This window comes from Pseudoalteromonas sp. CuT4-3 (assembly GCF_035666335.1).
Classification (GTDB): domain Bacteria; phylum Pseudomonadota; class Gammaproteobacteria; order Enterobacterales; family Alteromonadaceae; genus Pseudoalteromonas; species Pseudoalteromonas atlantica.
On the sequence record NZ_CP142030.1, the window covers coordinates 2,804,280 to 2,818,609 of the forward strand.

14 protein-coding genes are annotated in these 14,330 nt (G+C 41.2%); 3 read left to right on the top strand and 11 right to left on the bottom strand.

All coding sequences use genetic code 11. From position 1 onward, the window contains the following. The first annotated feature begins 123 nt into the window (after positions 1-123). The gene (locus VOI46_RS12930; protein ID WP_004586125.1) at positions 124-1,080 is read left to right on the top strand and encodes a methylenetetrahydrofolate reductase; all 957 of its coding nucleotides are present in this window, start codon (positions 124-126) and stop codon (positions 1,078-1,080) included. Positions 1,081-1,157: 77 nt separating this feature from the next. Here VOI46_RS12930 and VOI46_RS12935 read toward each other — a convergent pair whose 3' ends face one another. From VOI46_RS12935 to VOI46_RS12945, 3 genes are all read right to left on the bottom strand, one after another. Further along, on the bottom strand, positions 1,158-2,135 hold the full coding sequence (locus VOI46_RS12935; RefSeq protein WP_004586124.1) for a sensor domain-containing diguanylate cyclase: 978 nt from the start codon (positions 2,133-2,135) through the stop codon (positions 1,158-1,160). 55 nt (positions 2,136-2,190) lie between these two features. Further along, positions 2,191-3,441, bottom strand: coding sequence for a DEAD/DEAH box helicase (locus VOI46_RS12940; protein ID WP_004586123.1), 1,251 nt, complete (start codon positions 3,439-3,441; stop codon positions 2,191-2,193). 327 nt (positions 3,442-3,768) lie between these two features. Continuing rightward, positions 3,769-4,470 (bottom strand): DUF3581 domain-containing protein, encoded by a 702-nt coding sequence (locus tag VOI46_RS12945; RefSeq protein ID WP_004586122.1) that lies wholly within the window; start codon positions 4,468-4,470, stop codon positions 3,769-3,771. Between the two features lie 167 nt (positions 4,471-4,637). Here VOI46_RS12945 and VOI46_RS12950 point away from each other — a divergent pair, with 167 nt between their 5' ends. Next, positions 4,638-5,030 carry a hypothetical protein gene (locus VOI46_RS12950; protein WP_029773896.1) on the top strand — a complete coding sequence of 131 codons (393 nt, stop codon included), beginning with the start codon at positions 4,638-4,640 and terminating at the stop codon, positions 5,028-5,030. 4 nt (positions 5,031-5,034) lie between these two features. Here VOI46_RS12950 and VOI46_RS12955 read toward each other — a convergent pair whose 3' ends face one another. The 5 genes from VOI46_RS12955 to proB all read right to left on the bottom strand — a co-directional run bounded on the left by VOI46_RS12955 (position 5,035) and on the right by proB (position 9,876). Next, entirely contained in the window at positions 5,035-5,334 is a 300-nt protein-coding gene (locus VOI46_RS12955) for a hypothetical protein (RefSeq protein ID WP_004586120.1), read from the bottom strand. A gap of 161 nt (positions 5,335-5,495) precedes the next feature. Then, positions 5,496-6,980, bottom strand: a complete 1,485-nt coding sequence (gene gltX, locus VOI46_RS12960; protein ID WP_004586119.1) for a glutamate--tRNA ligase — start codon at positions 6,978-6,980, stop codon at positions 5,496-5,498. Between the two features lie 45 nt (positions 6,981-7,025). Further along, positions 7,026-7,385: a glutaredoxin domain-containing protein gene (locus tag VOI46_RS12965; protein WP_004586118.1), complete on the bottom strand. Its 360-nt coding sequence runs from the start codon at positions 7,383-7,385 to the stop codon at positions 7,026-7,028. Positions 7,386-7,440: 55 nt separating this feature from the next. After that, entirely contained in the window at positions 7,441-8,415 is a 975-nt protein-coding gene (locus tag VOI46_RS12970; protein WP_004586117.1) for a GGDEF domain-containing protein, read from the bottom strand. 357 nt (positions 8,416-8,772) lie between these two features. Then, positions 8,773-9,876 (bottom strand): glutamate 5-kinase, encoded by a 1,104-nt coding sequence (gene proB / locus VOI46_RS12975; RefSeq protein WP_004586116.1) that lies wholly within the window; start codon positions 9,874-9,876, stop codon positions 8,773-8,775. Between the two features lie 116 nt (positions 9,877-9,992). On the opposite strand from proB, the gene VOI46_RS12980 reads away from it, so the two are divergent. Then, entirely contained in the window at positions 9,993-10,958 is a 966-nt protein-coding gene (locus VOI46_RS12980; RefSeq protein WP_004586115.1) for a DMT family transporter, read from the top strand. Here the strand turns inward: VOI46_RS12980 and VOI46_RS12985 are convergent. The 3 genes from VOI46_RS12985 to pdsO are packed head-to-tail and all read right to left on the bottom strand — an operon-like array spanning position 10,847 to position 14,203. After that, positions 10,847-11,446, bottom strand: a complete 600-nt coding sequence (locus VOI46_RS12985) for a class GN sortase (RefSeq protein WP_004586114.1) — start codon at positions 11,444-11,446, stop codon at positions 10,847-10,849. The two genes, VOI46_RS12980 and VOI46_RS12985, sit on opposite strands and share 112 nt — an antisense overlap. Continuing rightward, positions 11,443-13,425: a marine proteobacterial sortase target protein gene (locus VOI46_RS12990; protein ID WP_004586113.1), complete on the bottom strand. Its 1,983-nt coding sequence runs from the start codon at positions 13,423-13,425 to the stop codon at positions 11,443-11,445. Before VOI46_RS12990 ends, VOI46_RS12985 begins: the two co-directional genes overlap by 4 nt. Before the next feature lie 46 nt (positions 13,426-13,471). After that, positions 13,472-14,203, bottom strand: a complete 732-nt coding sequence (pdsO, locus tag VOI46_RS12995; RefSeq protein WP_004586112.1) for a sortase-associated OmpA-like protein PdsO — start codon at positions 14,201-14,203, stop codon at positions 13,472-13,474. Positions 14,204-14,330 lie beyond the last annotated feature (127 nt).

A 14,330-nucleotide genomic window follows, 5' to 3' on the forward strand; every position in this document is an offset into this window, starting at 1 on the left:
AAAACATTTAAGTATGAAAAAAGCTCAAGTTGATTGAAAAACTTTCACTAAATAAATCTATCTAGACGTCTAAATGGCTGCTATATTAAATTACATACATTGGACTAAGCTGGAATGAGGATTATGGCTTTATCACTACAAGAAAAAATAGAAGACACCAATCAAGGTGTTTATCTTATTGGTACTACTCCACCTAAAATTGGTACTGATAAAACGCAACTAAAAATCATTGCAGAAAAACTACTTGCTCGCTTACACGAAATTGAATACGACGGCGTGATAATTTACGACATTCAAGATGAAAGTAGCCGTACAGATAAAGCACGCCCATTTCCGTTTAAACAAACTGTAGACCCACGTGAATACAGTCACTTACTACGTAATTTATCTGCTCCAGATGTCATCACTTACAAAAGTGTGGCACAACGTGGTGTAGAGGAGTTTAAAGGCTGGTTGGATGAAACTAAAAACGACTACGATTTAAAAAATGTCGTTTTAGTGGGTAGCCCCTCATCGGTAGGTGATATAAAACTAAGCTTGCCCGATGCCTATAAAACATTGGCAGAGCAAAGTGATGACTTCTTTTTAGGGGGCGTTACCATTGCTGAGCGACATTCAAGTAAGCGAAATGAACACGAGCGCCTTATAGAAAAAACAGCACAAGGTTGTCAGTTTTTTATATCGCAAGCGGTTTACGACGCGCAAGCAACTATAGAGCTAATAACAAGTTACGCGCGTACCTGTAAAGCACAGGGTATTACACCAAAACGGATTATTTTAACGTTTACGCCGTGCGGTGGCGATAAAACCTTAGAGTTTATGCAATGGTTGGGTATCTCAGTGCCAGAGGCCACTAAATGGCGCATGCTTGATGCAGACAATACCTTAAGTGAATCTGTACGTATTTGCCGAGAAAATCTCGACCTAATACTCAAAAGTTGTGCGCACCTAGATGTGCCACTGGGCTTAAATATTGAAAGCTTAACAAACCGTAAAGAAGAAATTGACGCATCAATAAACTTATACCGTTTATTAAAAGCTATTATGGAATTAAACCTAGCCGAAAAACAAATCGCTTAAAGCCTAATTATCCCCGTTTATAGCAAGCCTAATGGCTTGCTTTTTTGTTGCTATGTTTAAGTGTATTACTTTTATTATTATGCTTTTTTAACCAATTTGTACGCTTGTTTATTTTTATACATTTGGTGATCGGCCAAATTTAATAACGTATCAAAAGGTTGCTTTTGTTTATTAGTAAAACTTTCGCCTATGCTGAGTGTCAGCGCGCATACGTTGTTTTCTAATAGTGCGTTTGTATACTCAATTTTTATTTTATCAATAATATGGCTAAGCTTACTTCTATCACTAATTTGCATTACTGCTACAAATTCATCGCCGCCTAAACGACCTACTATATCAGCCTCTCTTAAATGTGTTTTTAAGGTATTTGCTAAGAGGATTAACGCTTGATCGCCTATTTCATGGCCATAAGTGTCGTTTAGTTTTTTAAAGTCGTTTATATCAATAAACAAGCAACACACATCAAAACCTAAACGCAGCGCTAAATTAAGTTTGTGTTGGGCAAGTAAGCTAAGTGCACGGCGATTATAAATATTGGTAAGCGGGTCGAGCATGGCTATTTCGCGCATTTGCTCAAAGCTATAAATAAGCGCTAAATCGTCTTCAATTAAATCACGAAGCTGCTCTATTAGCTCAAAATATTCATCGGTGTAACTGGTTTTTTTTGAATCTTTTAAACATAAGGTGCCAAATACTTCACCTTCAGGCCAGTGAATTGGCAAGCCTAGGTAGGATTCAACGCCATCTTCAATAACCTCGGGCATGGTATTCCACTGCGTATCGCTGCGGGTATCGCTAACATACAAAGTGTTGTTGTTTTCGGCTACATATTTACAAAATAAGGGAGTTTCGGGAGGGAGTATAGGGTTGGTTTCAAAGTGTGAGCCACCTTCATTAGCTCTAATAACTACACGATAACCTTTACTAGTAGCCTGAACTATATAACCAGAGGGGGCCGAAAAAAGCCCCGTAATAAGATCAATGGTTTTTTGCCATTTATGTAACGATATTTGGCCATCGACACCAGAAAACGCCCACTGATCTGTTTCAAACATAACTATACCTCAGCTATTTAGTGGCCTTAGTATAGCCAAATAAATATGTTTAAGGCTACTTTCTGCGGCGTTTACTTGGTGCTCTTTGCCCGGTAATGCGCTTTTTATCGCGATCTTTACGCGCTTTGTTGGTGTTTTTACGGTTATCTTTAGGGGGCTTGTTTAAATCAGGCTCGTAACCTTCTAGCCATTGTGGTGCTAAACGGGTGTCCAGTAGCACTTCAATTTCTTCCAATAACCATTGCTCGTCAATACTTACCAGCGACATGGCAAGGCCTTGCTCGCCAGCGCGCCCCGTACGGCCAATTCGGTGTACGTAATCTTCTGCTATGTAAGGTAGCTCAAAGTTTATTACGTATTTAAGCGCTGGAATATCTAAACCGCGGGCAGCTACATCGGTGGCAACTAAAACCCGCGTTGTGCCTTCTTTAAAGTTTTGTAATGCACGGTCGCGTGCACCTTGAGATTTATCGCCATGGATAGACTCAGTTTTTAAGCCGTCTTTACACATTTCTTTGGCAAGTTTATCGGCCATTTGTTTGGTACGTGTAAATATAAGTACTTGGCGCCAGTTTTTCATGCCAATCATGTGCGATACAAGCTCACGCTTTCGCTCTTCATCAACTGCGTAAATAACTTGCTCTACTTCAACGGCGGCTGAGTTACGTTTATCAACTTCAATCAGCTCGGGGTTTTTAAGTAGTTTTTTACTCAGCTCAAACACGCTGTCATCGAATGTGGCTGAGAACAATAAGGTTTGGCGATCGCCCGGAATGTGGCGCAAAATACGTTTTATTTCATCAATAAAGCCCATATCCAGCATACGGTCGGCTTCATCAAATACTAACGAATCAACACTTGAAAGCACCACACTGCCTTTAACAATATGATCAAGTAAACGCCCAGGCGTTGCGACTATCACTTGCGCCGTTTTAAGCGCTTTAATTTGCGGGCCAATACTTGCACCGCCATACGCTAAAGCGCCTTGAATATTTGTGCCTTGGGCGTATTTTTCAAAGCTTGCAAACACTTGCTGAGCAAGCTCACGCGTGGGCGTTAAAATAACCACTCGAGCTATGCCTGGCTCATCTTTTTTTGGTGTATTTAAAAGCTTATGTAGTAGTGGTAATACAAAGGCGGCTGTTTTACCTGTGCCTGTTTGCGCGCTGCCCATTACATCGCTGCCCGCTAATATGTGCGGAATAGTTTTAACCTGAATTGCGGTAGGCGTGGTGTAATTATTTTGCTCAATTGCGGTTAGTAATAACGAATCGAGTTTAAGAGATGAGAACGATGTGGCAGACATAGGCTTAGCTTTAAAATAACAAAGAGCGCTATTGTACGCATATTACGGTACTGCGTAAATTAACCAGCTCAGAAAAGTATTCAGCTTAGTTGTGTTCCCTACACCAATAAAAAAGGCGCTAAATAACAATGTATTTAGCGCCCTTTTTATACCAATCCGCTTAATTAAGTGGTCTATTTTGAGGACAGATAAACGTGTTGATAGCTAGGCAAAAAATTCGCTATTTAGTTGTTCTAAATGAGAATTTTTTAACGCAGATAGTAACACTTTTAGCCCCTAAAAATGATTAAGTATTATTGCGGATAGGTATTATAATTTAATAACGTTTTAAACCGGTTTTAAGGTGGCTTTTCGCTCATTATAAAACGCGATTAAGTCATCGACCGTTGCTTGGCAGTATTCACGAATACCCGACACCACCATGTGCTTTTCACCAAAACCCACTTTTTCGCCGTTTTCTAGTAAATTAAAGCGCAAGGTAATTTTGCCGCGCTTACCCGTGTACTCAAAACTTGGCTCAGCAAACTCAAGCGTTGGCGCTTGAATATTGATGTTATCAAGGTTAATGATCATCGACTCGTAAATAACCATAGGGCGCGCTGGGTTAATCATTACATTTTGCTTACCCATTAGCGGAATAATTACGTGCGGAAATGCAGCACCAGAAAACTCAACATAGTTTTTTATTAAGCTGTTTGTAAGTGTTGGGCATTTGCTGGTTTTACCTTCGCGTTTTACCTTTAAAATTACTTTGTCGCCGTTGGTTACATCAAACTCGTCATCCCCTTCTGGGAAATTAAGTTTGGTGTTTTCATCAACCATACCGGCAAAGGTAAATTCCATTCGCTCACTTATACCGTAGCGGTCTAACACTAAAGAAAAAAGTAAGTCTCCTGGCGCGCAAAACTTTTTGGCATCTTTGTCATGAAGTGGGTTGTAATCATCGGCAACGCACTTTGCGAAACGACACCCTTGCTCACGAGAGATAGAAACATAATCAGCATGCTGCTGAAAGTAAGGACTTAACATAGATTGTTCACTGCTTAAACTGCTTATAACCTGCCCATACTACCAGAAAAAATTTAAAGAGAGGTCGAATCACTTACAAATTCATACAATTAACTTAAGAGTAAATGTTGCGCACACCTGTTTTAGTTAGTAATTTAGGTACCAAACTAAATAAGGGACTAATTATTATGTTACGTGTTTTTGCAGTAATAAGCGTACTCACTACTTTGGCTGGATGTTCTAGCGTGACTTTTCATACCGATATAGATAACGATGTTTTATCTGAGGAAATTGGTACGTACGTTAAAAAACGAGATTTACAACAGTTTTATAGCGACCAAGAAGCACACGAAAGTGGCGCCACACTTTTAGGCCGAATTGAAGGCGAAAGCTGCAATGGCGACGGTAGAGGCGACAATAATATAAGCTACAATCGCTTAAAATCAAATGCTATAGATTTACTTAAAGCAGATGCAATGCGCAGAGGCGGTAACGCCTTTACTATAAATTCTTGTAGCGAAATCTCTGTATCGTATTGTGACCTGTCTGTTTTATGCAGCGGACAGGCCTACGACTATTAATAAATTATATATTAAGCGAGAAGCTAAGTAGTACGCGCTTTCCCGACTCAATTTTAGATACGCTATGCTCGTATTTGTCGGGTCTAAATAAATACACCCGGTTAAACCAATTAATAATGCATTTTGAGCATTTAAAAACCCCACCAGCTTTAGGTTTTACTAGTACAAAATTAAGTTTGTAGTAGCGCCCTTGCTGTACTGGATCTATATGGTTCATCACACTGTGATGTGTAGGGTAAGTAACTAGGTTTATTGAAAAGGCATTACTGCTAAATAAAGCTTTGTTTTTTACAGGTGCAATCATGCTGCCTCCTTTTAATTTACATGCAGCATTGTAGCATTTGCTAAAGTGCCACGGCTTGCGCTAAACAATATCAAAACGCGATGACATATAGCCAAACGGCCTGAAACAAAAAAGCCGAGCTTAATTAATAAGCTCGGCTTTTTATAAAGTATGACTAAAGATTATGCACTTGGGTATGTGCGGTACGCACGCTCAATATTTTTAGCCTGCTTTTTAGAAATGCCTAAATGAGCAAGCGCTACACGTAAACGCGCACGTGATAAGTCTGAGCCCAAAATTTCCATTGCATCAAGCACAGAGGTAGATGATGTTTTACCTGTGATTGCTACAAATATTGGCTCTAAAAAGTCTTTAATTTTAAGCTCGTGGAATGTAGCAACTTCTTTTGCAATAGCAAAAATAGCTGGCTTATCAAAACTACGTAAACCTTCAAGCTGCCATACAAAAAACTGTAGCGCTTGGCGTATTACATTTTCGTCAGCTTTGCCCGCCGTTAACAGTGCTGGGTCGTAAGTTGGAATGCCGCCTACAAAATGCCCTGCTAAATCAACCATGTCCGAAAGCGTATTAATGCGCGTTTTAGCTTCTGGTAATACTTTAGCTAGCATTTCGCCATTAAACTTCCAATCAACAAAGCGCTGCACAAGCTCTTCGTCTGTTAGGTTTTCGCGGATCCACATGCCGTTTAACCAGCTAAGCTTATCAACATCAAATACTGGGCCACCAAGTGATACACGCTTCATGTCGAAGTGTTCAATCATCTCGTTAAGAGTGAATTTTTCACGCTCATCTGGCATTGACCAACCCATACGGCCTAAGTAGTTAAGCACGGCCTCTGGTAGGTAACCCATTTCTTTATAGTAATTAATAGAAGTTGGGTTTTTACGCTTAGAAAGCTTTGATTTATCAGGGTTACGCAGTAGTGGTAAATGCCCTAGTACGGGTGCTTCCCAACCTAAATCTTCGTAAAGTTTTAATAGTTTAGGTGCTGAGTTAATCCACTCTTCGCCACGGAAAATATGGCTTATTTGCATGTGGTGGTCATCCACTACGTTTGCTAAAAAGTACGTAGGGAAACCATCGGCTTTTAATAGCACTTGCATGTCTACGTTTTCCCACGGGATCTCAATTTCGTCGCGTAGGTAGTCGTTAAATTTAAAAGTGCCTTCGCTTGGTATTTTCATACGAATAACGTAAGGCTTGCCTGCGGCTAGGTTTGCTTTAATTTCATCTTCGGTGTGGTTTAAGCCACGGCCGTCGTATTTAGGGCGCAGACCTTCTGCCATTTGCTCTTCACGCATTTGGTCAAGCTCTTCGCTGGTTGCAAAACAGTAAAATGCTTTACCTTGCTCAACTAATTGGTGTGCGTATTTTTTGTATAAATCGCTGCGCTCTGATTGACGGTAAGGGCCAAATTCACCACCTACGTCAGGGCCATGATCCCACTCAAGACCTAACCAACGTAAGCTATCCATAATCGCTTGTTCTGACTCTGGCGTGCTACGAACTTGGTCTGTATCTTCAATACGAAGCACAAACTCGCCGCCTTGTTGTTTAGCAAAACAGTAGTTAAATAAAGCAATATAAGCGGTGCCAAGATGCGGGTCACCTGTTGGAGATGGGGCAACACGAGTACGGATTGTCATGATAATGTCTCTTTTAATAAGTGAGATAAAAATTAAGGGGGTCGTTTAAGCCGCTACTTTGTTTAAGTAAGCAATAATATCGTTAGATTCGTATAGCCACTCTACTTGGCCATTTTTTTCTATACGAAGGCATGGCACTTTAATTTTGCCGCCTTGCTCTAACAGCTCTTGACGAAATTGTTGATTATTTTTTGCATCACGCGTTTCTATTTTTAAGCCTTCGCGCTTAATTGCACGGCGTACTTTTACGCAAAACGGGCATGCTTTAAATTGATAAAGTTTAAATTGTGAGGTTTGCTGATCAAGCTGCGCTTGCACATCGCTTGCACGCTTTTTACTGCGAGGAGTAAATACAAAATTAAAGAATAAAATTATACAACCTAAAAACCAACGAACGAATTTCATGTTTTGTGCCTGCCTACAACAATTTAAGGAGCCAGATTTTAGCACAAATTTACAATCAAAAAAGCTCAATACTATTATCGGTGGTCACTTCTTCATTTACCTCAAGCTCGCTATAAGCAGTCACTTTATTACGGCCGCTATTTTTAGAATGATACAGCGCCATATCGGCTTGGTTTACGATACTAGATACAGTATCAATACTTGCCAGCTCTAAAAAGCCAATACTTATTGTAAGCTGCCCAACTTGCGGAAAAGGATACTCAGCAATATTTGAGCGTAAACGGTTAAGTGCTATATGTGCTTGTGCCTCGGTTTTGGTTTGAAATAACACTGCAAACTCTTCGCCACCATACCTAAATACGTAGTCTTCTAGCCTAAAGTTATTTTTTAACAACCGCGCCACAAGTAAAATAACTTCATCGCCTATTACATGGCCGTAGCTGTCGTTTACGCGTTTAAAGTGATCGATATCTGCAATGGCTAAATACCATCGTCGCTTTTCGTTGGTATCATCACGGGGTAATAAAAAGCCTTTGCCTGAGACAATTTCGATCACTTTTTTATCAAAGGTTTGTCTATTTAAAAGCTCGGTTAAAGGGTCTAACCGCGATTTATGTAATAGCCCTAGCTGGTTGGCATAAATATTTAAAATATGCACGGCGAGCATTGTGGTGGTTTGCGCTAACTCTTTTGTGGTTTCTATTAGTAATATGCCAATTACTTTACCAAAGTAATACACTGGCACATACGTAGTTACTACACCTAAGGCACGGCTTACTCTTATTTTGTTTTGGGTTACTTTATTAAGCAGCGCTAAGGCTTCGTTAGACTCTAATACTTCAAGGCGGGTGTGGGTGTTTATTAGCGTAGGCGGTAATTGCGCACTAAAGTGCTTATTAATATAAATAGCAAAATTTTCAACTTCGAGTAGGTCGCCAATAATCTGCGCTAATGATGCATCTAAATCACTTTCTTCTTCTTGCTGAGTTAGACTGATTATCCATTCGTGCCCGCAATTGTTTGCCTTCATTAGTTTGCCTAAACTGTTTTAACTTCAATCAGTTTAGACAAAACCATCAACTTTGCTAATTAATTAACCAATACTTTTGAATTAGGTCGCATTGAGCTATGTGGATTAAAGTTTGTTTTAGCTAAGCGCTATTAAATCGTAGCGCGAGCTTAGTAACTTAGTGAGCTCAATAACTACTGCGCTGTTATTTAATAACTTAAATACAGCAGAGCCTCAAACAGCCTATGCTTTGCATTTATGCTTTGTATTTATGTTTTTGTACAACCAGTTATACTAAACACAACATAGGTCCTGCCTTGCTTAAATACCGAATATACGGCCGCAATACTAATAACCAATACGCGCTATTTAAAATAGCTAAAACAAAACTAAGTCGTCTCTGTGTAGCACCACAGCGCCACTATCAAAGTCGAGTAGTTCGCCTATTTGCTCTGAATGAGCACCTTTAATTTTATTTACTTCAACCTGGTTAAAACGTGTTAACCCTCGTGCAATAACTTGGTTGTTGGCGTCTATTAAATCTATTAAGTCGCCACGCTCAAAACGGCCAAACGCATTGGTTATGCCTTTTGCCAGCAGGCTTGCCCCTTTGTTTTGTAGCGCCGAAATAGCCCCTTTATCAATCATAATTTGGCCGGTACTTTTAGGCCCTGCCATTAGCCATTTTTTACGGCCATCTTTTGGCGCAGTAAGTTTTAAAAACCGCGTACCGGGTAATTGCTCACTCATGCATTTTAAAATAACGTTGTTGCCAGCGCCTTTTGCAATAATAACCTCTACCCCTGCGCGCCTTGCTACGTCGGCGGCTTGTAGTTTTGTGGCCATACCGCCGGTGCCTAAACTTGTACCGCTACCACCAGCCAGTTGGCGTAACTCATCGTTTATATGAGTGACTTCGTCAATCAGTTTTGCGTCGGTATTTGTGCGCGGATCGCTGGTAAATAAACCTTCTTGATCAGTAAGCAGTAATAGCTTGTTGGCATTAGCTAAAATAGCCACCAGCGCCGATAAATTATCGTTATCGCCTACTTTTATTTCAGCGGTTGCTACCGCGTCGTTTTCATTAATAATAGGCACAACATCGTGGCTTAATAACGCATTTAAGGTATCGCGCGCATTTAAATAGCGTTCACGGTCATCTACGTCTGCACGGGTAAGCAGCATTTGCCCTACGTTTATGCCATACAAGGCAAATAAGCTTTGCCAAATATGTATAAGCTGACCTTGCCCTACGGCTGCCAACATTTGTTTATCTATTAGGCCGCGGCCACAGGGTTTAATAAGTTGTTCGCGACCCGCAGCAACCGCGCCACTTGATACTAATATAACTTGGTGGCCTTGCTTTTTAAGTTCGCTACATTGGCGAACCAGCTCAACCATATGGGCTTTATCTAACTTATCGGTGCCGCCGGTTAGTACACTTGTACCAAGCTTAACAACAATTACCTGTTCCCTACGCATTATTATTTACTATTAAAATGAAAGATAAATAAACTTATACCAGCTCGGTATTTTTGAACAAGTTAAAATTATTCATGCTAGGATCGGCGTTAATTTAATTTGATAAAATTTCATTTATGCCAGCCAGTTTATGCCTAATTATTGCCACCTTTTTATGGGGTAGCTCCTTTATTGCACTTAAATATGCTATTGCCGTTTACGACCCTGCACTAGTTATATTTTTACGCATGCTAACCACCTTAGTTTTATCGCTTTGTTTATGGCGTTATGTAATTAGGTTTGAGTATTTAAAAGGCGATTGGAAGTACTTATTAGGTATGTCGCTCGCAGAGCCATGCTTGTACTTTTTATTTGAAGGCCACGCAATGGAATACACCTCGGCCTCTCAGGCGGGGGTTATTGTTTCGTGTTTGCCTATTATTGTGGCATTGATGGCGTTTTTTATGCTTAAAGAGTATATAAGTAAAGCCATTGTGATTGGGTTTACCCTGTGTATTGGCGGCAGTATTTTACTTACGTTGCTTTCACCAAATACCGATCAGGCCCCTAATCCATTATTGGGTAACTTTTTAGAGCTTATGGCCATGGTATGCGCGGCGTTTTACACCATTAGCATTAAGCACTTGGCCAATCGCTACTCGCCGTTAACGCTAATTGCTTTACAAGGCATAAGCGGCAGTGTGTTTTTTGCACCGTTTTTATTTTTTATCGACTTACCAAGCGAAAACCAGCATGACCTAACCGCCCTTATGAGCATTTTGTATTTAGGCTCGTTTGTCACCTTAGGTGGCTATGGTATGTATAACTATGCAATTGGCAAAGTGTCGGTATTAACGGCTGCAGCTTATTCAAATTTAATCCCTATTTTTACGCTTATTTTATCGGCCATTATTTTGGGTGAAGTACTCGATTTTTGGCAATGGGTGAGTATATTTGTTGTTTTTGCAGGGGTGATGATAAGCCAACGACATCAAGAGCTGGTAGTAGATATACCGCTTAATGACGCTGGCGATGACCCTATCAACTCAGCCGATACAAGCCATCTTAAATCAGTACCTGATGCCAGCGAGTCAAAAGGGTAACAGGTTAATAAATAAAGGCCTGGGGTTTGTAAAAACGCCTGCTGGGATTGATGAATAACCTCAATCCCCTTCACTTTATAATGCTGTATTACGCCGCTTTGCAGCTGCAGCGTAAACGTTTCACCCACTTTGGTGTGTTTTAAAAATGCAAAGTGGGTATCGTTGTGACCCGCTATTAACGCACCGCCATGTTTATCTCCAAGCTTTGCCCCTGGCAAAAAGTGGCTTGGTGCAAATGCTAAATTACGACCACTTGCCCCAGCTAAAACGCTAAGCACTTTATTATGCACAGGCCAGTTAAGCTGCGCGGTTACAAAGCTGTCGGCGTAAAACCACGGTTTAACGCGAGCGTGTGGCGTAATAAGCGCCTCTTGCCAGGCCTGCTCTATTAATACTTGGGCAAGCCATGCCTTGGCTTGCATATAAGCACCATGAGAAAACAGCCCCAGCCCGGCGATTAATAAGCCCGCACTTAGCCACTTATTCATTTAAGCCCTCGGTTTATTTTAAACGCGCCATAACCAAGTAATAAAATACAGCCCAGCAATATGTACAGTCGGCTTTGCCCATCGGTTTGTGGTAAACGCATAGCCAGTCCTTGTGGCGCTGCGTTCTTAGCCAGTGCCGTTTGCTTTGCAGGCTCGTTAATTTGAGTATGCTCAATAGCTATAAAAGCAGTAAACGGGCTCAGTAGTTGATGTGTGAGCGCAAGCCCTTGCACCTCATTTTTAACTGACTGACGGTCATTATACAAAAGCAACGATTTAATTTTTTGGCGCGCCCACAGCTTATCAATCCCTTTTGCGTTAGCGCTATTTTGTGCGCTTAGTTTTATATTTAAAGGGCCTTGAGCGGTTTGCCCACTAAGCGTAATTTGATTTGTATCATTTAGTTTTATAGCCACCATTATTGGCTCGCCAAAATATAAATCGGGCAAGGGAGATGGCCAAAAATCTAAACTGTGATTGCTTTCATCGCGCAGTGCTAAATTAGTGATCGCAGGATGAGCAAGCTTATCAAATAACTGCTGCATTTTAGGCTGTACCTCATTTGTGCTGCCAATAAACGTAAATGACCCTTTACCTATATCAGCTGCGCGACGCATAAAAAAGCTATTGGGGGCACTGCCAATGCCTACAGTAAATAAACGGCTATCACCCAATTTACGCTGAATATTTTTAAATAAGGCATCTTCGTTACTTACACTGCCATCCGTTAAAAACACCACTTGGCGTACAAAGTCTTCAAAACTGCTGCCATCAAGTACCGCATCAAGTGCACCTTGTATTTCGGTACCACCGTCGGCCTCTAGGCTATAAATAAAGCGCTCAGCGCGGCGTAAGTTAAAGTCACTAGCAATAAGGGGTTTATCGCTCATGGGGGTAACCACGTTATCAAAGCCAATAATGTTAAAACTGTCGTCGCTATCAAGCAAAGACAGCGCATAAAACAGGGCCTTTTTAGCTTGCTCCATAGATTGCCCGTGCATAGAGCCTGAGGTATCTACAACAAACACCATTTCGCGAGGTAGGCGCTGCGTTTGTGTAAAGTGATCTGCTGGCGGCATTAGCATAGCAAGCCCGTACCGGTCGCCGTTTTCAAACTGCTGGGTAAAAAATGCTGCTTGTGCGCTTTCTTTTTGCAGCGGTTTAAACTCAAGTACAAGGTCGCGATTAGCCCCCGTTTGCTCATTTAAAGCAACCGTATATTGCCCAAAGGCCGGGGTTTTTACTTCAACACGATGAAATTTAGACGTTATATCTACAAGCTCTAAGCCTACATCTATATCAATATTTAAACTAAATTGGCTGCTTGGCGCTTCGCTGTGCTGCGTTTTGCTATACACAGGGCTTAACCACCCCTGAGGAGCATGGGTTAGGCTAGTTTGCTCAGCTTCAATATTTGCGCTTATTGTGTGATAGCGCGGCGTAATGGTACTTGGGAAGCGAATAGCAAATGTGCCATTGCTGTAATCAATGATCTCTTGGTATTCAAGCTCTATCACAATTTGCTCGCCAGGGCCTATATTTGCCACGTTAGTAATAAACATATTAGCGCGCTGCTGGCGTACAAGTGCGGCTTGCTTGCCAGCATTTTTAGCTGCCTGATACTTTTTTTCGGCCTCTACTTTTTTATCTATTTGGCCTTTTATGACTCGCTCACCTATGCGCATCGTCATCGCATGCACGGCGCTTTCATCAGGTAGCGGAAACACATAACGCGCATTTACCGCAAACGGATTATCGTTTTGATAAGTTTGCTTAACAACCACGTGATTTATCAGCCCGGTTAGGGTCATGCTAGCATCGCTTTTTAATATAATTGCCGGCGCGACAGATGCGCCGCTGCTGTCAAAAAGTTCAAGCTTGGGCGACTGTGCACGGCTATTAAAACTAACCAGAAGCACAGCCACTAAGAAAATAAAAATGCTTACTTTAGTAAGCATTTTGGTTGGGTTACTCAACATAAAATCACTCCATCGAACGCTTAACTTTACTCAAATAAAAGTGGCTTTAGTTACTTGCCGTTTGGCCATTTACTGGGTTTATTGAGCGAGTGCTAAGTGTTACGCGTCTATCAAAAAAGTTATCTTCTACGGTATTGCTGCGCGCTAATGTTTGTTGCTCGCCAAAAGCGTGCGCACTTAAACGTGTATGGTTAATACCGTGCTTTATAAGGTAACTTTGCACTGCGTTTACACGTTTTTTAGACAATAAAAGATTCGCTTGCTCATCACCGCGCTGATCGGCAAAGCCACTTAAATCTAATGCTAGTTGCGGCTGATTTTTTAACAGCACCACAAGCTGGTCTAACTGCGTAGCAAAGTGCGGGGCAATAGCACTTGAGCCGGTTTTAAATTGTACTGTCATGGCAAGTAAGTTATTTATTTGCGATTGTGTTAACTGCTCATTTTGATTAGTTAGTACATCTAACTGCTGCTCTAGCCTATTGTTTTGATTAAGTACCTGTTGGTAGTCACTGGTTTTTTGCTGCATCACTGTTATTGCTCTCTGCTGCTGGGCAATTTTGTCATCAGCTACTTTTGAATCACCAATTAAGCCCCCGGCAAATGCGCCAATAAAAGCACCAATTGGCCCACCAACGACACCACCAATAATGGCGCCAGTACCTAAGCCGATGGCAGTTTCTTTATGTGCTTCTTTAGAAGGGGTGTTAGCGGCTGCGGCAAATGCAGGTGTACACACTGTGGCTACTAGCGTTAATGCGATTAATGTCTTCTTCATAATGTAATCCTTAAACTTGTTTTAATTTGTGATGTTTTGTTTTGATGGTTGTATTAAAACAGCTGCAAGTGGCAACAAAGGGGAGCAAAAATGGCAAACCGCTGAGCAATTGTGGCAAAAAAATGGC